18 protein-coding genes are annotated in these 19,923 nt (G+C 52.3%); 9 read left to right on the forward strand and 9 right to left on the reverse strand.

The genetic code is table 11. The features are described 5' to 3' along the window. Positions 1 to 58 precede the first annotated feature (58 nt). The 3 genes from MJA45_RS10180 to MJA45_RS10190 form a co-directional block, all read right to left on the reverse strand. Positions 59 to 1,591, reverse strand: coding sequence for an extracellular solute-binding protein (locus tag MJA45_RS10180; RefSeq protein ID WP_407083120.1), 1,533 nt, complete (start codon positions 1,589 to 1,591; stop codon positions 59 to 61). 72 nt (positions 1,592 to 1,663) lie between these two features. Further along, positions 1,664 to 2,557, reverse strand: a complete 894-nt coding sequence (locus tag MJA45_RS10185) for a carbohydrate ABC transporter permease (RefSeq protein ID WP_315607148.1) — start codon at positions 2,555 to 2,557, stop codon at positions 1,664 to 1,666. Between the two features lie 24 nt (positions 2,558 to 2,581). Next, positions 2,582 to 3,448 carry an ABC transporter permease gene (locus MJA45_RS10190; RefSeq protein ID WP_315607983.1) on the reverse strand — a complete coding sequence of 289 codons (867 nt, stop codon included), beginning with the start codon at positions 3,446 to 3,448 and terminating at the stop codon, positions 2,582 to 2,584. 354 nt (positions 3,449 to 3,802) lie between these two features. On the opposite strand from MJA45_RS10190, the gene MJA45_RS10195 reads away from it, so the two are divergent. Next, a complete protein-coding gene (locus MJA45_RS10195) occupies positions 3,803 to 6,031 on the forward strand; it encodes an AraC family transcriptional regulator (RefSeq protein ID WP_315607149.1) in 2,229 nt (742 codons plus the stop codon). A 182-nt stretch (positions 6,032 to 6,213) separates the two neighbouring features. Further along, positions 6,214 to 6,591: a GNAT family N-acetyltransferase gene (locus MJA45_RS10200; RefSeq protein WP_315607150.1), complete on the forward strand. Its 378-nt coding sequence runs from the start codon at positions 6,214 to 6,216 to the stop codon at positions 6,589 to 6,591. A 628-nt stretch (positions 6,592 to 7,219) separates the two neighbouring features. On the opposite strand, the gene MJA45_RS10205 is transcribed toward MJA45_RS10200, so the two are convergent. From MJA45_RS10205 to MJA45_RS10215, 3 genes are all read right to left on the reverse strand, one after another. After that, positions 7,220 to 7,633: a histidinol dehydrogenase gene (locus MJA45_RS10205; protein ID WP_315607151.1), complete on the reverse strand. Its 414-nt coding sequence runs from the start codon at positions 7,631 to 7,633 to the stop codon at positions 7,220 to 7,222. Positions 7,634 to 7,652: 19 nt separating this feature from the next. After that, positions 7,653 to 8,591, reverse strand: coding sequence for a histidinol dehydrogenase (locus MJA45_RS10210; protein ID WP_315607152.1), 939 nt, complete (start codon positions 8,589 to 8,591; stop codon positions 7,653 to 7,655). A gap of 566 nt (positions 8,592 to 9,157) precedes the next feature. Continuing rightward, complete coding sequence (locus MJA45_RS10215) at positions 9,158 to 9,559, reverse strand: hypothetical protein (protein WP_315607153.1); 402 nt, start codon at positions 9,557 to 9,559, stop codon at positions 9,158 to 9,160. Positions 9,560 to 9,651: 92 nt separating this feature from the next. On the opposite strand from MJA45_RS10215, the gene MJA45_RS10220 reads away from it, so the two are divergent. Continuing rightward, a complete protein-coding gene (locus tag MJA45_RS10220) occupies positions 9,652 to 10,737 on the forward strand; it encodes a hypothetical protein (RefSeq protein WP_315607154.1) in 1,086 nt (361 codons plus the stop codon). A gap of 106 nt (positions 10,738 to 10,843) precedes the next feature. Then, positions 10,844 to 11,575, forward strand: coding sequence for an aminoglycoside 3'-phosphotransferase (locus MJA45_RS10225; protein WP_315607155.1), 732 nt, complete (start codon positions 10,844 to 10,846; stop codon positions 11,573 to 11,575). 96 nt (positions 11,576 to 11,671) lie between these two features. Here the strand turns inward: MJA45_RS10225 and MJA45_RS10230 are convergent, their stop codons facing one another. Next, positions 11,672 to 12,445: an exodeoxyribonuclease III gene (locus tag MJA45_RS10230; protein WP_315607156.1), complete on the reverse strand. Its 774-nt coding sequence runs from the start codon at positions 12,443 to 12,445 to the stop codon at positions 11,672 to 11,674. A gap of 195 nt (positions 12,446 to 12,640) precedes the next feature. Here MJA45_RS10230 and MJA45_RS10235 point away from each other — a divergent pair, with 195 nt between their 5' ends. The 5 genes from MJA45_RS10235 to MJA45_RS10255 all read left to right on the forward strand — a co-directional run bounded on the left by MJA45_RS10235 (position 12,641) and on the right by MJA45_RS10255 (position 18,362). Then, positions 12,641 to 13,651 carry an NADP-dependent oxidoreductase gene (locus MJA45_RS10235; RefSeq protein ID WP_315607157.1) on the forward strand — a complete coding sequence of 337 codons (1,011 nt, stop codon included), beginning with the start codon at positions 12,641 to 12,643 and terminating at the stop codon, positions 13,649 to 13,651. A 129-nt stretch (positions 13,652 to 13,780) separates the two neighbouring features. Continuing rightward, positions 13,781 to 15,193, forward strand: a complete 1,413-nt coding sequence (locus tag MJA45_RS10240) for a HEAT repeat domain-containing protein (protein WP_315607158.1) — start codon at positions 13,781 to 13,783, stop codon at positions 15,191 to 15,193. Positions 15,194 to 15,417: 224 nt separating this feature from the next. Beyond that, positions 15,418 to 16,095 carry a futalosine hydrolase gene (locus tag MJA45_RS10245; protein ID WP_315607159.1) on the forward strand — a complete coding sequence of 226 codons (678 nt, stop codon included), beginning with the start codon at positions 15,418 to 15,420 and terminating at the stop codon, positions 16,093 to 16,095. A gap of 9 nt (positions 16,096 to 16,104) precedes the next feature. Beyond that, positions 16,105 to 16,944: a 1,4-dihydroxy-6-naphtoate synthase gene (locus MJA45_RS10250; RefSeq protein WP_315607984.1), complete on the forward strand. Its 840-nt coding sequence runs from the start codon at positions 16,105 to 16,107 to the stop codon at positions 16,942 to 16,944. A 365-nt stretch (positions 16,945 to 17,309) separates the two neighbouring features. Beyond that, positions 17,310 to 18,362 (forward strand): PrsW family intramembrane metalloprotease, encoded by a 1,053-nt coding sequence (locus MJA45_RS10255; RefSeq protein ID WP_315607160.1) that lies wholly within the window; start codon positions 17,310 to 17,312, stop codon positions 18,360 to 18,362. A 6-nt stretch (positions 18,363 to 18,368) separates the two neighbouring features. Here MJA45_RS10255 and MJA45_RS10260 read toward each other — a convergent pair whose 3' ends face one another. Both MJA45_RS10260 and MJA45_RS10265 read right to left on the reverse strand, forming a co-directional pair. After that, entirely contained in the window at positions 18,369 to 18,917 is a 549-nt protein-coding gene (locus MJA45_RS10260; protein ID WP_315607161.1) for a GNAT family N-acetyltransferase, read from the reverse strand. Between the two features lie 20 nt (positions 18,918 to 18,937). After that, positions 18,938 to 19,807, reverse strand: a complete 870-nt coding sequence (locus MJA45_RS10265; RefSeq protein WP_315607985.1) for an AraC family transcriptional regulator — start codon at positions 19,805 to 19,807, stop codon at positions 18,938 to 18,940. Positions 19,808 to 19,923: the final 116 nt, after the last annotated feature.

The raw sequence follows: 19,923 nt of genomic DNA on the forward strand, positions 1-19,923 counted from the left end.
CTCCGGTCGGCCTGCCCATAAGAAAAGTCAACCCGTCACGGGTTGACTTTTTCTTTTGTTACTTGATTTTCTTTTCATCCAGGTATTGGAGCCACTGCTTCTTGTATTCGGCTTGGATCTTCTCTAGGCCGGCCGCTTTCGCTTTCTCCATGAAGATCTTCAGTCCGCCTTCCACATCGTCGACGAGACCCATTTCAAGCGGTTTCAAATATTGCTTCTCGACTTGCTCCAGGGCGGCCTTCTCGGCTTGGTAGGACGTATAATCTTCCGCGAAGCCGGAGTAGATGTCCGGTTTGGAGATTTTGTCCAGCTGGCTGAAAATTTCCTTCACGCCGTCATAGCCTTTGTCGAACAGCATGTATTCGGGGTTTCTCCACGACCAGCCGTTCATGGCCTCGCGAGGGAAACCGTTCGTCTTGGCGTCGCCAATCATCTGATAGTAACCGTTCTCGACCTTATAGTTGGTTCCCTCGATGCCGTACTCGGTCAGCTGGTTGTACCGCTTGTCGGTGACGAGCTTCTCGTAGAAAGCGATCGCGCGGTCGGCGTGCTTGCTGCTCTTCGGAATGGCGAATCCGTTTCCGATCGGATTGACGGGAGTCGCATACCCTTTAATGAACGGGAACGGGGAGTAAGCCAGCTTCCAATCCGGATGACCCGCTTGGGTCTTCGTGTTCATGTCGTTAAACATGGACGGGTTGTGGGACATGAGTGCGGCGGATTTGCCGTTGATAACCAGGTTGTTGGCGAGCTCCTTCTCGTTCAGGACGTTTTTGGACCAGAAGCCTTTGTCCGCCCACTCCTTGGCGACCTTCAAGCCGGCCAGATGCTCGGGAGATCCCCAGAACGAAGTCATTTCCTGAGGCTTGGTGTATGGCGCGGTTACACCGTAAGGAAAGGAACCGGCCGGATTGACCTTCAGTTCTTTGTAGTTGTTCATGTTGAAACCGGAAGCGAGCGGGAACAAGTCCTTCTCGTTCTTCTTGATTCCGTCGAGGTAAGCCCCGAAGGTTTCGATGGAATCGGGCTTAGGCAGGTTGTACTTCTGGCGCAGGTCCTCCCGGTAAATGAAGCCGCCGGTCGTATACTCCTTGTACGTGGACGGAACGGTATAAATCTTGCCGTCGATGCGGGCCGTTTCCCACATGTCCTTCGGCACGAAGCTGTTCAGCTTAGGGGCATACTTCGGAACGAGCTCATCGAGCGGCTGGAAGGCACCCTTCTTCGCGTACTGCTGGTAGCCGAACCAGTTGGCCGTGTAGATTAAGTCAATGTTTTGGCCTGAGGTCAGAAGGAGCTTGTACTTGGTGGTGTTGTCGGTCCAGGGAATGTAGTTGAATTTGACGGTTGCGTTCAGGTCCTTAAGGGCCATCTCGTTGATCTTGCCTTCAATCACCGGCAGATCCTTCGGCGCTTCGCCGAGCATGTACAGTTGAAGCTCGACCTTCTCGGATGTATCCAAGCCTCCGTTTGCGGTTGGGGCTGTCGTGGCCCCGGCTTTGGGTTCCGAGCCGCCGCATCCGGCCATCAGGCCGGAGAATAATGCCAAACTTGCTCCAAGTGCTCCCCATTTTACTGCTTTGCTGCTCATAGTTTGCCTCCCTTGTTTTCTTGTTCTAATATGTCAGCGGAAAAAGCGGCCGGAAGGCTCCCTCTTTCCGTACTAACCTTTTACCGCCCCGACTGTCAAGCCCTTAACGAAGAAACGCTGGACGAACGGGTAAAGAAGAAGGATCGGGCCGGTGACGATAAGCGCCATCGCGAGCTTCGTGGATTCCATCGGAATGTCGACGGCAACCGTCACTCCTGTGCTTGCTCCGAGGTCGGCCAGGAAAGACATGGTGTTGATGATGTTGTACAGGTAATACTGCAGCTCATACTTGTGAGGATCGTTGATGAACAGGGAAGAGTGGAACCAGCCGTTCCAATACCCCAGGGCCAGGAACAGGCCCACGGTGGCGATGCCCGGCATGGCGAGCGGAACGACCACCTGGTAGTAGATGCGGAAGTCGTTGGCCCCGTCGATCTTCGCCGATTCCACGATTTCGTCGGGAATGGTGGTCCGGATAAAGCTTCTCATCAGGATGATTAGAAAAGGGGACATGAGCCCCGGGAAAATGAGCGCCGTGTACGTGTCGGTCAGGTTAAGATAGGAGGTCATCATGATGTACCACGGAACCAGGCCGCCGCTGAACAAGGTGGTAAAGTAGATGAAGAACATGCAGCGGTTGCGGTAACGGAAATCTTTTCTTTGAAGGACGTAGCCCGCCATGGTCATCAGAAAGAGGCCGATTGCGGTTCCGACGATAGTTACAAAGGTGGTCACCCCATAGGCGCGGACGATGGGAGAGGGAGCGGCGAAAATGGCTTTATAAGCCGCCGAGGAGAATTCCTTAGGAAAGAGACGGTAGCCGTCCCGGATGATCGACTCGTTCGAGGTAAGCGATCCGGACAGGATCAGCAGGAACGGAATCAAGCAGATTAGGGAAGCTATGGTAACGAGCGTGTAGGCCGAGAATGTGAAGATAACGGATTTTTCCGATTTGCGGGTATTCACGGCAGGGTCACCTCCTGGATAGGTCTAGAACAAAGCATAGTCTTCGTTCGATTTTTTGATTAGGTAGTTCACGGTAAGGATTAGAATGAAGCCGAAGAGAGACTGGTACAGACCGGCCGCCGTCGCCATGCCGATGTCAAAGGTTTCCTTCAGCGAGCGGAAGACGTAGGTGTCGATGATGTCCGTCGTGCTGAATAACAGGCCGTTGTTCCCGATCAACTGGTAGAAGAGGTCGAACTGGCCCTTCATGATACTGCCGATGGAGAACAGCAGAAGCAAGAAGAAGGCAGGCATAAGCATAGGAATGGTAATGTAGCGGATTCTCTGCAGGATGGTGGCGCCGTCGATGCGGGCCGCTTCATAATACTCGTCGCTGATCCCCGTGATGGAAGCCAGGTAAATGACCATGCTGTAGCCGATTTGCTTCCAGAGATAGAAGGCGATCAGCAGAAAGATCCAAATCCAGGGCGTGTTGTAAAAGTTGACCGGAGCGATATCGAACGATTTCAGCATCGTGTTCACGAAGCCGGTTTCATAGTTGAACATGTTGTAGGAAATGGCGCTCAATAGAACGAACGAGACGAAATAGGGAAGGAACAGGACGGACTGGGTGATCTTCTTGAACCATTTGCCATGAATTTCACTCAGCAGCACTGCAAACAGAATGGCGAGAATGTTCTTAAAAAAGATAAACGCCAGATTGTAGCCGATGGTGTTGAGCGTGAGCTCCACCAGCTTCCCGGATTTCCATAGGAAGGAGAAATTCTCGAGGCCGATGAATTGGCTTCCGAATAACCCTCCGTTAAAATCGAACCGGGTAAAGGCAAAATAGATTCCGACCATCGGGATATAGGAATTGATCAGAAAGAAAAGCAGGGTGGGAACAAGCATCAGGAACAGGAGCTTGTTTTTGTTCAGTTCATACAGAAATCCGCGTTTGCGCAACACCGGTTTGTTACCTCCTCAATGGCTGTCTGTTGGTTGGGAAGCCGCCTCAGCCACAGCGTAAACGGCTTCCCGGTTGCGTTTGATTGTAACCCCCGTCAGGAAGGAAGATAAAGTTTACCTTGCTCCCTTTCGTGAATTTTCTTGCCATTAGGGGGTGGAAATGAGGGTGAACTCTGGGCACGGGGGTGTCATTTCTATACTTTTTGTGGTATCTATCTGGTACCTTGACTCTATTCCGTGTATACTACTTAGAATATGTTTTTCCATCCGGCTTCGAAAAAGGAAAGGAGCGATCCCATGTCATTGGAAAACCGGAATATTTACAAGTCGATCTTCGTCCGCCTGCTTGTAAGCGTTACCACGGCTTTGCTGGTTTCCTCGACCTTGCTTTTTTTCTTTTTTGAACGGATCGCCCTGGGGCTTGTTTCCCAATCGGACCTGAAAAGCCTGCAGCAAACGAGCCGGGAAATCGCCAAAATGACCGATACGGCCAAAACGCTTTCGTTCCAAATATACCGCGACCCGTCCATCGCGAAGCTTATCTACTATCCGAAGCCGGATATTTACGACGTTACGCTCGCCATGCAGCAGCTGGACAATTACCGCATGTCCATGCCTTTCATCGAATCCGTCTATGTGTACAATTCGAATGCCGGTGTTTTCTACATAAGCTCGGACACCTTGCGAAACGGGACCCAGACCCGGGAAGAGCTCGATGACCAGGGTATCCTCAACGTTCTGGATCACCAAGAAGGCGTGCTGCCTTATCAGCCGATTCCGAGAACCTACACCATAGGGGATTCCAAACGGGTCAGCAGCTATACCTACCTGTCCTTCGATGCGTTGGAGAAGCAGCTTAGCGCTGCGGTCGTCATCAACATTGCGGAGGACTGGATGAACCGCGATTTCAGCGGAACCGGGGAGACGTCGGCCCAGACCTTCATCCTTAACAAGGAAGGACAGCTTCTGTCGAGAAACGGGGAAGACCCGATCCGCACGGATTATTCCGGCCTGCCCTACATTTCCGAGATTCTGGACAACGGCTCTTCCGCTGCCTACTTCGTTGGGGATGTGGACGAGGTCCGGTCGCTTGTGTCCTATACCTCGGCGGACGCTTTGGGCTGGAGGTATGTCCGGGTTACGCCGTACGGGGAAATCACACGGGAAATTTCGTCCATGCGGGTGAAGACGATCGCCATCTGCCTAGGTCTTCTTCTGCTGGGAGGAGTGGCTTCGGTACTGGCCTCGCGGCGGATGAACGGGCCGATCGACCAAGTGCTCCGCCGGCTGAAGACGCTCGAAACCGAGCGCCGCAACGACCTGTTCATCATTCGGGAGGAGTTCATCCGCAATTTCCTGCTCGGCCGGGAAACCGGCTCCCCGGCTATTCTGCAGGAGAAGCTGAGCGCCTGTGGGTCCAAGCTTCAGGTGCAGGAGTACTCCCGGCTCGTCATGCTCAAGCTCGACCGCTTTCCGGAGTGCACGGAGAGGTACCGGGAGGAGATCAAGCTGGTCAAATTCGCGGTGCTGAACATAAGCACGGAAGTCGTTTCCCCGCTTGTTCGGGTGGAGGGGGCGGACGTGGCGGAGGATCACGTTCTGCTCGTCTTCTCCCATGAGGAGAGGAGCCGCTTGGAGGACGCCTCGCTGACCGACCCGCTGAAAGCGGCTCAAGCGGAGATCATCCGCCATCTCGGCGTATCCGTCTCGGTTACGGCCGGTCCGGTAAGGGAGACCCTTCCCGAAGCGGTCTCCCTTTACAAGCAGGTGAGGGAAGCCTCGCTGCACCGGCTTTTTTACGGGCATGGCTGCCTGTTGTTTGCCGAAGACATTTTGGCCCATGGGGATAAGGATTATGCGTTTCCTCTTCAGAAGGAGAAGCTGCTGGTGGATGGCTTGATGGCCGGCAAAACGGAGAAAGCGATGGAAATCTTCTCGGAAATGGTACGGGATACCTCCGATTACCCTTACCCGGTGGTGCAGATGACGATCTCCCGGCTGGCCTGTACGGTAAGCGGGGTTCTTCATACGATCCGGAAGAACAACGGACTGGAGCCGGAGGGCGAGCACGATGCGGCCCTTGCCCTTATCGGAGAGGCGGAGACGCTCGAGGAGCTGTCGGAAACCATTCACCGGATCTTTGACGAGGTGGGGGGGCGGTTGACGGGAAGAAAGAACGACAAGCAGGAAGAGACCGTGCGAAGAATCGGAGAGATTCTGGAGCGGGATTACCCGGACCCCAACCTGTGCCTGAACTCGATTGCGGAAGAGCTGGAGATGTCGCCGATCTATGTTAGCCGGCTTTATAAGCAGGTGACCTATCGTACCTTGACGGACGCGATCCAGGAAATTCGCATGAACGCGGCCAAGCAGCTGCTCCTGACGACCGAGGACCCGGTGGCCGACATTGCGGAGAAGACGGGCTATACGAGCTCGTCTTATTTCTACCGGAGCTTCAAGAAAGCGAACGGGGTGACGCCGAACGATTTCCGGAAGCAGGGGGTGAGGGAGGAGTCTAGCGGGTAGGGGGGCTGGCGATTAAGGGTTATACGTTCAAATGTGCAGCGTCAAGCGCTTTGTTTGCTTTTCCGTTGCTTGCCACGCCGCTCAACCGGGAGCATAACTATAAATGGTGGTGGATTTTTTATGGTTACGGTGAGAAAAGCGAGGGGAAATGACCTCCTAAAGGTTATTGAGCTATCGGAATTATGGGTTCTGAATCGATCACCTATGGGCTGGGTGTTAACACCGAAGGACTGCTGAGAAAGTATATAGGTGATTATTTTTGGGTGGCCGAAATGGATTTAAAGGTTGTAGGCTACATTATGGGCACCGTTCACGAGAGCGATGGTTTGGCTGTCGTTGAAAAAGGCGAGCTTTACCTGGAAGTCGATGAGGTTTATGTTCATCCCGACTTTCGAAGCGTCAATATCGGACATGCGTTGGTCGATAAACTGCTCCAAACCGCAGAAAGCAATGGCATTACTCGTTCCATAGTGTATTCCGCGAGTAAGCAATGGCAGAAAATCGTGGGGTTCTACGAAAAGCACGGTTTTAAGATGTGGTTTGTGCAAATGTATCGTTAAGTAATTCGGAGTTGGGTGTGTGATTAATCCTGTGACAGATTACGACTTTAAGATATGTTCCAACGACAAACATTCTCATATTTCCTTTACCTTAGAGCAATATATTCAGGGTCGATATCCAAGCATCTCTTGTACTATTGAAGTCATAAATAATAAATTTTCCGGCTGGAATGTAGATGTTTGGTTTTCAATCGAGGAATTATTGCAATTTATTGACGAGCTTCAAAAAGGATTTGGGATCAATACAAAATGTAGTCTAAGTGCGATGTCTCCAGAGGAATTTACTATGTCAAGCGAATAAACCGTAAAGGAGACTTGGTTATTTCCTATTCCATATCAAATTCCTTTTACATAGAAAATAACTATATGAAGACTTATTTATCAGGGCAATTTCAATTAAATAACGAAAATCTTTTAACAATCATGGAAGTCCTTAAGCACGCCACTTCCGTAACAAAACTCAAGATTGATACTGATTTTCGGATTACAAATTAACCTAAACAGATCACATCGTTTTATCATAAGAGTGGCAGCCCCTTCTCAAATTGATCTATCTGACGAAAATGGGAGTTGTCAGCAAGACATAACCCCACCCGAAGGGTGGGGAATCAAGCAACGATGCAGGCAGCTATTCAAACAACCTTATATCAGCCGCTTTTACATGACACGGCAATTGTTCGTAGTTCCCCATCTCTTTGATGATGGGATATATCTCCTGTAACGCCTCCTTGCTGAGCTTACCGATGGTTGAATACTTCACCATATCTTTAGAGGTCACGCAGGAAAAAGCTCTAGCAAAATGATTAGTCGGCAATACCGCCGTAATTCCAATCCCGTAGTTAGCCGCCGAAAAAGGGGTAAATGGGCCGATAAGGATTTCACCTGCATGGCTTATACGAGTTAGGGCATGAACCTCTGTTTCTTTATCACAAATAATCATCAAATGTTCGGGTGCAAACCAATTAATAAAATCAAAAGCTTCGCCCAGATCGGATGCTGCAACGATGGCACCCTTACCGTTTGAACCAAAGACATTTTGCAAGAAGGGTCTTCGTTTTATGTCAGCCTCCTCCTTGACGAGCAAGGATCGCAGAGGTGGTGACCAGAATAGAAGAGGAGTCAGGACCATGCTCGCCTTCATTGATTAAGTCATAAGCTATTTTTAGCGGATCGGCCGTTTCGTCTGCGAGAATGACACATTCGGTTGGACCGATCCCCAGCACACTCTTTTTACCATAAGTCATGGCTACACTCATGGCCGCTGCAATTCCACCTGGTCCTGGTCCATAAATCCCATCCACATTAGGAATGGAATTTGTTCCTTGGGCAAAACCGGCAATGATACCCACTCCGTTTCCGATCACAAATTGATCCGCTCCCGCAAGTTTTGCCGCCGCTACCGTTCCTTGGTCTCCAAGCCCATTTGCCAACGGAGGCATCCCCACCATAATTCTCCCAACACCTGCTGTTTTGGCCGCTGCCACCAGCATGATCGCAGTAGAAATTAGCGGTCCTTTCCTTGCCGGTATCCATATTCCTACGGAATCCAAGGGAACCACCTTTTCCCCGATTACCGTTCCAGGTCTAATCTCTTTTTCCCATGTTTTCGGTAACATAGCTAAATTAGCGGTCTGCACATCATTTCCAATAGCTTGTTCTATAGCTGACCGTAAAGAAGGGGTAAGCGAGGATAGGCATCCTTCCACATAATCATCTGAAAGAATCAATCCCTCCAAATCAACCTCATCAAACTTCTTGGTAAGACTTCGGATGGCTTCATCGCCCTTTATGGCCACCTCATCGAAAATGGAGAGGACTCCGTTAAGGACGTCCCGGTTGAGAAGTGTTTTGTGTGTTTTATACCGCTCTGTAAGCAGCTCCTTCTGTTTGGGGATTTGGTATACAATGCTTTGACTTTCCATCTCATTTATCTCCAATTTTTTAATAAACAAAAAGAGCCATGTGGTATAAAAAATACCTACATGACTCTTATGCTTCAAGTCCGTAGGTCTAACGCCAATAAGCGTTTGTCCCTACGGAAAACAATCCGTGAAACAAACGCCTAACTATGATGATGGTTATAGGATTTTGTTGTCCGACATACCAAACGGTTCATTAGAATATCCCCTTTAACCACACTTGGACCTATTATAAGTTGCCGACTAAAAGTTGTAAAGGTCTTCCATTCCTCGTAGAAAGCAAGGTATTCGTCTTGATATTCGGAGCTGGGCTTTGTCAAAGAAACGGTTCTCCATATTGTTCTTCCTAAGTGTTAATTTTAACTTTCACAATTGACCAAACTCTTCTCATTGTTCAAAAAACATCTGTTACATTAGCCCAAATGTCCTTTAAGTTATTACCTTCAATTGTTCCATGTTCAAGCAATTCATAGTGGTCTTTAAAAGATTGATATTTCCCATAAAACTCTGACAAATACCACCCGAAGTTGTTATTGCTAATGGACTACTTTTTTCCGTTGTACTCGAAGTGTAGTTCAAGTCCTAATACCAAATCCGATAAATTAACTGCTCAAACGAATAAGACATATGCCCTCCAACGTATTTCGTTATTTCCTTTCAGCTATTCTCTTCTGCGCTAACGCCTTGACTTCTTCATCCTTATCAGCTGATAAAAACTGTAAAACGTTTAACGTAGCCTTTTTATTCCTTGCAACTGCACTTCTTATAATAGGATCTTTATCACTTGCTAACTTTAGTTGAAGTTTTTCAGACAATTTATTTTTTGAAGCAACCATGTGCCTAACTCTCCATTCAGAATCATCAGACAAAATTTCAAGTATCTCCAAGGGCACGGTTTTGTTTTGTGCTACCCAAAATTTCATATCTAAATATGTAACAATAATTTCAAGCCATACATCTGTTGGCGCTTCGTCCCAAGCCGCTCTAAGATGCTCGTTAGGATTTTCGCTTGTTCTCAATTTTACAAACTCTTCGGCAGAATTTATCACATAATCAACCTCCAATCAAATTTATAGGAAGGATTTTCCAATAAAGATATTGAATAATATTGTTCGTAGATTATTTCGGGGAGGGATAAATTATGGAAGCTGCTGTCTTTCTCAAAGAATTCATTAGTCAAAATGAATCCTGTCCATCAGGACAAGACGAGGCATTATTAGTAGATGCTTATGAATTAGTTAAAAAAGAACTTCTGGAAACAAGCTATTCCATAGAAAGTGTTCGGCTTGCCCATAAAATATTCGGATACTTAGGCGACAAAGGCTTAAATGAGAGAATAGAAACAATGCGAAAATATTTAAAATCAGAGCAACTCAAAACGCTTGAAGATCAATTTTGGGCGCAGTGGGAGCTTGTAGATAATCTAGCACTTTTAAAAAAGTACAAAGTAATGATCGAAGAACAAAAATTATTTTTAGCCTGGGCAAGAGAAAAGACGTCCGCTGATCATTTATTGAAAGTTATGTTCGATAGTACACAAGCACTTGGTTGGGTAGAAGAAGGGCAGTCTGAAGAATGGTTTGATATTTATCACGATATAATAAAGCGCACTAAACCAACCCCATCGAACCGTCATGCTCGTGTTTTATATGTTGAAACGGCTGCGGGAGTTTTGATATACCATCTGAAAAATTATGCTGAGGCAGTCGATGAAATCGAACGATACCATAATATCATTTATGAGGATGTCTCATGGGATGAACATATCAAATTTTCTATTAGGCTTAAATCCTATCAATTAGGGTTATATAGTGCTGAAGTTGATTGGCTGAATTACGAGAAGACGGTTAATGAATCGATTTTGGAAATAATTAATAGTATAAACAAACATAACAACGATGGTTCCGTTTCGCTTGATGACATCTGTGATATGGCTCACGAAATTGGTACCTGTCTAATGTGGGAAAGGCGATATAACCAAGCCATGCCTTTATTTGAATATTCTATACAGCACCAAGGAGCAGGAATAACGCATTATTTTTATGCTATATGTGTTTGGGCAGCACAAAAGGATAGACCTACAACATTAAAACACCTAACGTTAGCTGAATTAAAGGTCAAAGGAAATGGTGGCTTGCGTTCAAGATATAAACAGATGTTTTCAGAACAAACGGAGTTTGCCGATGTATGGCAGGACGAGGAATTTTTATCCGTGTTTCTATCGTAAAATGATAGATAAGTTTTTTATAAACAAAAGAATAACTGCTCCAAAAAAGGAGTGTCGGTGTTGAATTTACCATGGAAACTAATAGTGTGGGAGGAGTGGAAATACATTGAAACGAACGGAAGTATCTTTTGATAGGGAGACCGTACCATTAACCATTAGGCAGTACATGAAAGGGGCAACTTTTTATGATAGTAGTTGCTCCGAAAATGCAAGGACCCTTTTTGTTTCAGGTGCAGAACCTGCTTTTCTAAAGATAAGCAAAAGAGGTTCGCTTGAACGTGAATACAAAATGACAAAATTTTTACATAAACATAACGTCGCACCGAATGCCATAGCCTATGAATCAGAATTAAAGTATGACTATTTATTCACAGAAGCAGTAAGGGGTGAGGATGGAACGGCAGGGCCACACATTGAGAATCCTAGTAAATTGGCATCTGCGTTTGGCGAATATCTAAAAATATTGCACTCGCTGCCTACTGAAGGCTGTCCATATAGCAATAGAACTACGGAATTGTTGAATGAAGCGAATAGTAAGGGGATAGACCTTAGTATTCTGAAGGAGTACGGCTATTCAGCTATCGACAATGTGATAATACATGGGGATTACTGTTTACCTAATATTATAATGGATAACTTTTCATTCAAAGGATTTATTGATTTAGGGTATGGTGGGGTAGGCGACAGGCATTACGATATCTATTGGGGAATATGGACACTAAATTATAACTTGAAGACTGATAAATACAGGGAGATCTTTTTAGATGCTTATGGAAGAAGTGATATGGACCATAACGGACTTAATTATTTTACAAAACTGATTAAGTTAACGGATTAAAATCATTTATTTTTAAAAAAAAGAGGGGCCTCGCCCCTCCTTGCTATTTCTTTCAATAACAGTGATCGACACTCCAACCATGAAGATTACAACCCCTCAAGACACTGGAATCTTTTCCTCATCCAAAACCACGTAAACCGGGCAGTGATCACTGCCGAGAATGTGGGGATCCATCCCAGCCTCCGTAAGAGCCGGCACCAGCCGGGAGGAGACGAGGAAGTAGTCGATCCGCCAGCCGACATTCCGTTCCCGGACTTTCGGCATATTGGACCACCACGTATAGGCATCCGTCCGGTCGGGGTAGAGGGAGCGGAACGAATCGACGAATCCCGCCTCAAGCAGGACGGTCATCTTCTCCCGTTCCTCCGGGGTGAAGCCGGAGTTGTTCTTGTTGGATTTGGCGTTCTTCAGGTCAATTTCCTGATGAGCAACGTTCAAGTCGCCGCACACAATCACCGGCTTCTTCTTGTCAAGCTGCAGCAAGTAGTGACGGAAGCGTTCCTCCCAGTCCAACCGGTAGTCAAGCCGGGACAGGTCCCGCTTGGCATTCGGCGTGTACACGTTGACGAGCTGGAAAGTCTCAAACTCCAGCGTAAGGATCCGCCCTTCGGGCTCCCGGTCTTCTTCCATCCCGTAACGAACTGAGAGGGGCTCCCGCTTCGTGAAAACGGCCGTTCCGGAGTATCCCTTCTTCTCCGCATAGTTCCAATATTCCTTGTAGCCCTCCCCGCATTCCATTGAGATCTGCCCTTCCTGCAGCTTCGTTTCCTGGACACAGAAAAGGTCGGCTTGGGTCTCGTGAAAATAATCGTGAAATCCTTTGTTTACGCAGGCCCGCAGCCCGTTGACGTTCCATGATACCAGCTTCATTGGTTCTCTCCCTGATTAGATTTTGGCTTAAGTATACCATAGACAAGCCCCGCCGATGACCTGCTGCCGATGCATCTTACTATACCGGCTCTTCTATTAAAAGGGTCACCGCTTCCAGCCGGCTTCTGGAAAGTTTCGGTTCGTTCGCTAGGGGTATACTACTAGGGAAGTGAGGAACAGATGAGGAGGATGGAGATGTCCGACAATCAGCAGATTCATTTAACCAGGAGGCCGCAGGGAATGCCGCAGGCCGGCGATTTCTCATTCGTAGAGGCGCAGATGCCAGAGATCGGCGAAGGGCAGGCGCTGGTCCGCACCCTATATTTATCCGTGGATCCCTATTTGAGAGGAAGGATGAGCGACAAGAAATCGTATGTGGCCCCTTTTGAAGTGGGAAAAATGCTTTCCGGCGGCATCGTCGGCCAAGTGGAGGAGTCGCGCACTCCATCCCTGGCTCGAGGGGATATCGTCACCGGCCATCTGGGCTGGCAGCGCTATGCCGCGGTGACGCCCGGGCAGGTGACGAAGGTGGACCCGACGCTTGCTCCGATCTCCACCGCCCTCGGCGTGCTCGGAATGACGGGCCTGACGGCGTATTTCGGCCTGCTGGACATTGGCCGGCCAAAGGAAGGAGAGACGGTAGTCGTCTCGGGAGCCGCGGGGGCGGTGGGTATGATCGTGGGTCAGATCGCCCGGATCAAGGGAGCCCGGGCCGTCGGCATCGCCGGCTCGGCGGAGAAGACCGAATACCTGATCCGGGAACTGGGATTTGACGCGGCCGTGAACTACAAGAACGATAATTTCCGGGAAGAGCTGGAGAAAGCCTGTCCCCAAGGCGTCGACGTTTACTTTGACAATGTCGGAGGGGAGGTTTCAGATGCGGTACTCGCGCATCTCAACAAAGGCGCGCGCATTCCGCTGTGCGGCCAAATTTCCATGTACAACTTGGAGAAGCCGGATATCGGCCCGCGCATTCAACCCCAGCTCCTCATCAACAGCGCGCTTATGAAAGGATTCATCGTCGGGGAGTATGCGGCCCGTTTTGGCGACGGTGTCCGGGAGCTGGCCGGCTGGCTGAAGGAGGACAAGCTGAAGTATGCCGAAAACATCGTAGACGGCTTTGAGAATACGATAGAGGCCTTCCTTGGGTTGTTCAGCGGGGAGAATGTGGGCAAGCAGCTGGTGAAGGTCGCAGAGCCCCGATAGGTATCAGGCTAAGTTATTTTTGTGCAAATGTTCGTTAGCATCTTCTATATAGAAGGTGCTTTTTCTTTTCTATAATAAGGGTAAGCGAATAACGCTTTCATTCTTGATCCTATTAAGGAGGGTTCCTTCATGAGCCGCAATGCGCCACTGCTTCTGAACGATGAGCAGATGAGAAAGTTCATTACCGAAGGATTCTTGATTCTGAATACGGATTTTCCGGAGGAGTTCCATCAAGCGCTGGTCACCCAGCTGGAGACCGTGTATGAGAAGGAAGGCAACCCGGGGAACAACCTGCTTCCCCGCATCCGGGAGCTGCAAAAGGTATTCGATCATCCTGTCATTACGGGAGCGCTGACCAGTGTGCTCGGACCTGATTATATGCTTCACGCCCACCGGCACGGGCATTTCAACGCTTCCCCGAAAGCGGGGGGCTGGCACAAGGACAGCTACTGGGGCTACGGCAAAATACGCAACCATCATCCCTGGTGGGCGATGATCATGTATTTCCCGCAGGATACGCCGGTTGAGCTCGGCCCGACGGGGGTAATGCCCGGCACGCAAAACTACGATTCCCGTATCTTCGAGTCCGATGAAACGGAAGGAGAGGCGCTGGCGAGCGGAAAAGCCGGCACGTTCGCGCTGATCCACTATGACATCTGGCACCGTTCCACCCCGAACCTTAAAGGGGCCAACCGCTTTATGCTTAAGTTCGAATTCATGCGCACCCAGGCTCCCCAAGCCCCGAGCTGGGACAACAGGGAAAAGGAGTGGGTGAGTCCGGCGGCTTTCCATGTGCCGATCATCCAGCATGACGCCCTTTGGAAGGAAACCTGGAACTGGCTGTCCGGCCGGGTGGGCAGCCTCGCGGGAACCGAATCGGCGGATGCCGGCAGGCTTCAGCAGCTGACGGCCGGAATCGAGGATTCCTTTGAGCCTCACGCCATCAACGCGGCTTATGAGCTGGCCGGCTGCGGCGAGCAGGGGCTATCCGTTCTGCTGGATAAGCTGAATAATGGCGAGAAAAAGATTTCGAAGCTCGCCGCTTACGGATTGTCGGCTGCCGGGCCGGACGCCATACCCGGGCTCATCGAGGCCCTGCGGAGCGAGCGGGAGGAGACCGTTAACCACGCGGCCTTCGCGCTGGGTGAGCTGAGAGACGCGGCTGCGCCGGCTGTTCCGGCCCTAGTAAGCCTGCTGGACCTTCCGTCGGCGGAGGTACGCCGTACGGTAACGGAGTCGCTCGGCATGATTGCTGCTCCGGCCGAGGACGTAACGGCCGCGCTGATCCGGTGCCTGCAGGACGAAGACGTCCAGGTGCGCTTTACCGCCGGGCTTTCGCTTATCCGGGTAGGCCGCGCGGCGGAAGCCGCGGTTCCGGCTCTCGAAGCCGCGCTCGACGATGAGAACCGCTATGTAAGCGCTCATGCGGCGGAGGCGCTCCGCTACATCGGCACGGAAGAGGCCAAGGATGCGCTGATTCAGCATCTGTTTAAGGCCCGCTGGTGCCCGGCGACGACACCGGCCAGCACGTTCTATCCTTAAGAACGGATCTTCATAAGTGATACCGCCGGTCTGGAACGGCACCCCTTGGGTAAAGCAAGGTTACCCTTTGGAGGTGCCGTTTTTCCTATGCTGAGGGGCTTTTGAACGTTTCCGCCGGCAATCTCCCGATGACGTTTCGGTTGAGGGGAGGGGGGAAACGTGATACCATCGGTAAGGAATCGGCCTTCGGGCCGAATATGTCGGGAGCAGGAGAAGAACGAACGATGGGAGATTTACATACGACTCCATCCGGGGCGGAGCCCCGGGTGCTTATTATGACGGCCGTGGACGCCGAGCGGCAGGCCGTGCTGAGAGGCTTAGCGGGCGATCCCCGCTTCGCCGCCGCCCTCGCGGGGGTCGGCCCCGCCACCGCCGCGGCCCGCACGATGGCCGCGCTGGCGGACGGCCCGCCCTGCCGCCTCGTCGTCAGCGCCGGCATCGCCGGCGGCTTCGCCGGAGCGGCCGCGGTCGAGACGCTCGTCGTGGCCGACGCGGTCATCGCCGCGGACCTCGGCGCCGAGACGCCCGACGGCTTCCGCCGCGTGGACGAGCTCGGCTTCGGCGAGAGCCTCGCGGCCGTCGACGCGGCGCTTGCCGCCCGCGCCGCCAGGGCGCTGCAGGCTGCGGGGCTGCCGGTGCGGCTGGGTCCCGTGCTGACGGTATCCACCGTCACCGGGACCGCCGCAACGGCAATGGAGCTGGCGGCGCGCTTCCCGGGAGCGGCGGCGGAGGCGATGGAGGGCTACGGCGTCGCCGTGGCGGCCGCCCTCCGCGGCGTGCCGGTGCTCGAGATCCGCGCCGTCTCGAATGCGGTCGGTCCACGGGACCGCTCCGCCTGGCGGATGAAAGAAGCTTTGGCCGCATTGGAGCAAGCCTTTGCGGTGTTAAGGGAGGTACTGTGAATGCAGCGAATGCAAATTGCTTTTTCCCCATGTCCTAATGACACGTTCGTGTTTCATGCCCTGGTCCACGGCCGTATGGCCGGGGCGCCCGATTGGGAGGTCACGTATGCGGACATCGACGTGACCAACGGGCTTGCCGTCCGCCCCGAAGGGCTGGACGTCATGAAGATTTCCTATGCCGCGCTTCCTTGGGCGCTTAAGGAGTATGCGCTTCTGCCATGTGGCGGAGCGCTCGGCCGGGGCTGCGGACCGCTCGTCCTGACGGCCGACGCAGAGGCGGCCAGCCGGGGCCCGGCCGTGCTGAGCGGCAAACGGGTGGCCGTCCCGAGCGAGCGGTCGACGGCCTATCTGCTCTTCCGGTTGTGGGCGGCCCAGCAGGTGCCGGACGGCGTGGGAGAGATCGTCGTGATGCCGTTCCACGAGATCATGCCGGCCGTTCGGGACGGCCGGATCGACGCCGGGCTGGTCATTCACGAGGCCCGCTTCACTTACCCGTCCTACGGCTTGACGATGCTCGCCGACATGGGCGCCTGGTGGGAAAGCGACACCGGCCTGCCGATCCCGCTCGGGGCTATCGTGGTCCGCCGCCATCTGGACCGGGAAGCCATTGCAGGCTGGATCCGCGACTCCGTCCGGTACGCCTGGGCCCATCCCGAGGAATCCGCCGGTTATGTACAAGCCCATGCGCAGGAAATGTCGCCCGAGGTGACCCGCTCGCACATCGGTCTGTACGTAAACGAGTATACGGAGGACTTAGGCGAAAGCGGCTACCAGGCCGTGTACGCTCTCCTTAGCCGTGCGGCCGAAGAGGGACTGGTCCCCCGGGTGGACTGGGCCGATCTCCGCTGACCCTATGAACGGAGTACCGGTTAGCATTACCCCGGTTCGTGAAGATCCTAAAAGGCCCTTGTTCCGCGTCATAAGAAGTTCATGATTCATTAGCACCAGAATCAAAATGAATAAGATCCCCCCATTGAAGCTGTCCTCCGGTAGAAGACTCTACCCGGAGGGCAGCTTTTCGTATGATGGGGACAGCCGGAGGCTTCAAGCGGGGCTTTACTATAGCCGTCAGTCAAGCACGTTGATGAAAGGCAGGGGTCCCCCGCAACGGCCCAAACCCAACCCCCTGAGATTGAAAGGAAATCGGGCTGGGTAAAAGGAACTAAGCTCAATAGCACGGGCGTCCGCAGCAAGCGGGCAGGGAGGAGAAGGGCATGGAGACGAAGGAACGGGAGCGGCACAGTGCTTTTTACCGGATGACCCATCGGGACGAAGAAGGCGTAAGCCATCGGGAGACCGAGGAGCTGAAGAGAACCAATCTTTTTTCGGAGGTTTTCCGCCGGCATACGCAGGAGGAAGCGGAGAAGGTATTCATCGTTGGAACGGCACTGACCACGCCAAGCCTCGAGGAAGTGGCGGCTACCTGGCCGAAGCCTTGGCTGTTCGCCCGGGTGTTTCTCGTAGCGGCCTTGTCCTACCTTATGCTGATCGCCGGCCTGCTTCTGTTCGGGAATCTGAATTTCCTGCCCGGCTTGATCGTGATGGGGGCGTTTATCGTTCCTTTTACCATTCTGGTCTTCTTCTGGGAAATGAACGCTCCGCAAAATATAGCCATCTACAAGGTGGTCAATGTGGTCTTTCTGGGAGGGATCCTGTCTCTCATCCTGGCTCTCTTTCTGTACCAGGGCTTCGGGGACCAGGACAGCGTGCTCGTGACGGGGATAGCGGAAGAGGTGGCGAAGGTTCTCGCCGTCGTCTGGTTTCTCCGCAACCGCAAATACCGCTATATGCTGAACGGCCTCCTAATCGGCGCGGCGGTAGGAACGGGCTTCGCGGCCTTTGAGACGGCCGGTTACGCTCTTCGGGTGGCGCTTACGAGCGACCTGGTCTCCATGCTGTCGACCATTTTCTGGCGCGGGGTGCTCGCCCCGGGCGGGCATATCGTATGGGCGGCTCTCGCGGGAGCGGTGCTGTGTCAGGTAAAAGGCAGCCGCCCCTTTGAGTGGACGATGCTGCGGGATACCCGCTTCGTCCGCATGTTCGTCGTCGTGGTCCTGCTCCACGCGGCTTGGGATCTTCCAATCGCGAACGGCTTCGCTCTTCCCTATGTGCAGATCGGGCTGACGGTCCTTTCCTGGGCCATCGCCTTGAAGATCATCCGCAAGGGCTTGAAGGAATTGGCGGATCTCCGAACGGAGGACGTCCATGAGGAGTCGGGGGCTGCCAAAGCGGCGGACAGGGAAGAAACCGTGCGCCCCGTGTTGTGACGAAGGCTACCGGAGGCGGTAAGCCTTCCGGTGAAACTGGTTGATGAACCGGAACAAGTCTTCCCCTTCGTAGGGCCGGTCCGCTTCCGGCCGAAGCGGAAGATACATGGCCCGGTAAGGCTCCGGTACCCAGATGTACTGGTGAACATAGCCGGTGGGCCGGTAGCCGCACCTCTCCCAGAAGCGGATCCGGCTGCGGTTAACCGGCGTTTCCTCGGCCTCCACCTCGATAACGAGAAGACTGTACCCTTGTTTGCCCGCCCATCCGGCCAGGAGGCGGGCAAATTCCATTCCCGCCCCTTGGCCGCGGAGGTCTTCCCGGACGGCCAAATAGTCCACCACGAGGACGGTTGGATCCTGCGTCCGTCCGCTGAAGGCCATGGCGGCAGGCGTTCCCTCCCGGTATCCCGCATGCAAATAGCCCAACCCTTCCCTCAGAACGCCGCGCAGAATGCTGTCCTTCTTGCGGCCGCCTGCTTCGAAGGACCGGTGGTAAATGGTTTCCACGTCGTTCCATAACGATTCGTCCCAGACCTTCGTCGTTCTCCACTCCATATCTGCCGCCCCCTTGTCCTTTATTCCAATAGCTTGTCCGCCCTATGCCGCTTCCGATACTGGTGGGGAGGAACCTTGTTAAGCTTCTTGAACACCCGCCCGAAGTGAGCAAGGTTGTCAAAGCCGACCGCTTCCGAAATTTCGATCACCTTAAGCGGCGTTTCAGCAAGAAGCTTCTGGGCTTCCTTGATGCGCATCGTATGCACGTATTCGATCAGCGTAAAGCCGGTTACCTTGCGGAACATCCGGCTCAGGTAATAAGGACTTACATAGAACTGGTCCGAAAGGTCCGACAGACGGATCGGTTCGTGGAATCTTGTGTTCAGGTGACGGACGACCTCTGTGATTTTGCGGTGAACGGGATTGTCGATTTCGACCGGTTCCTCGGGGCTTCCCGTCTCATCGGCAAGACGGCCCGCAAAGAGCAGCAGCTCGGCAAGCATAAGGCGGATGTACAAGTCATAGCCTTCCTTCTGAAGGGACAGCTCCCTGGAGAGCTTGGCCATGAGGGACTGAACGAAGCCCTGCTCGGCAAGCTTGAGCGGCAGGACGCGGGAAACGGAGTGAAAGGCCGAGAGAAGCAGCCGGGGAGGAGGAGAGCCTCCCTCCAGCATGCGGTCGCTGAAGTTGACGACGATGCGCTCGTGGCCGGGCACCTCAACATCCGAGGTTTTGTGAACCTCCTGCTTGTTGATGAAGACAAGGCTTCCCGGGGTGACAAGGTACGATCGGTCTTTGATGAAGTAGGCCCTATGGCCGGCTATCAGATAATAAATCTCATAGGTACTGTGAAAATGATTGTTTCTTCCGAACGGTTCCGTCCGGGTAACATGATCGAAGTGGAAATCTTCCTCTTCTTTGCCGTAACGGAGCCATACCTGCTCTTTCATAGGCTTCACCTGTCCTTGCCTTCATTGTAGCAAACCTGCAAGCGGTTCAACAGCAAAATATGCATACTTTAGGGCAAAATCGGCAATAAACGCGAAGATGATCGCTTTATTTTGTT

It is taken from the genome of Paenibacillus aurantius (genome assembly GCF_032268605.1).
Classification (GTDB): Bacteria; Bacillota; Bacilli; order Paenibacillales; family NBRC-103111; genus Paenibacillus_AO; species Paenibacillus_AO aurantius.

Bases quoted from the DNA above. Each gene is read 5' to 3' on its own strand.
- MJA45_RS10180 (WP_407083120.1), bottom strand. From the start codon at position 1,591: ATGAGCAGCAAAGCAGTAAAATGGGGAGCACTTGGAGCAAGTTTGGCA.
- MJA45_RS10190 (WP_315607983.1), bottom strand. From the start codon at position 3,448: ATGCTTGTTCCCACCCTGCTTTTCTTTCTGATCAATTCCTATATCCCG.
- MJA45_RS10195 (WP_315607149.1), top strand. From the start codon at position 3,803: ATGTCATTGGAAAACCGGAATATTTACAAGTCGATCTTCGTCCGCCTG.
- MJA45_RS10200 (WP_315607150.1), top strand. From the start codon at position 6,214: ATGGGTTCTGAATCGATCACCTATGGGCTGGGTGTTAACACCGAAGGA.
- MJA45_RS10220 (WP_315607154.1), top strand. From the start codon at position 9,652: ATGGAAGCTGCTGTCTTTCTCAAAGAATTCATTAGTCAAAATGAATCC.
- MJA45_RS10230 (WP_315607156.1), bottom strand. From the start codon at position 12,445: ATGAAGCTGGTATCATGGAACGTCAACGGGCTGCGGGCCTGCGTAAAC.
- MJA45_RS10235 (WP_315607157.1), top strand. From the start codon at position 12,641: ATGTCCGACAATCAGCAGATTCATTTAACCAGGAGGCCGCAGGGAATG.
- MJA45_RS10240 (WP_315607158.1), top strand. From the start codon at position 13,781: ATGAGCCGCAATGCGCCACTGCTTCTGAACGATGAGCAGATGAGAAAG.
- MJA45_RS10245 (WP_315607159.1), top strand. From the start codon at position 15,418: ATGGGAGATTTACATACGACTCCATCCGGGGCGGAGCCCCGGGTGCTT.
- MJA45_RS10250 (WP_315607984.1), top strand. From the start codon at position 16,105: ATGCAAATTGCTTTTTCCCCATGTCCTAATGACACGTTCGTGTTTCAT.
- MJA45_RS10255 (WP_315607160.1), top strand. From the start codon at position 17,310: ATGGAGACGAAGGAACGGGAGCGGCACAGTGCTTTTTACCGGATGACC.
- MJA45_RS10260 (WP_315607161.1), bottom strand. From the start codon at position 18,917: ATGGAGTGGAGAACGACGAAGGTCTGGGACGAATCGTTATGGAACGAC.
- MJA45_RS10265 (WP_315607985.1), bottom strand. From the start codon at position 19,807: ATGAAAGAGCAGGTATGGCTCCGTTACGGCAAAGAAGAGGAAGATTTC.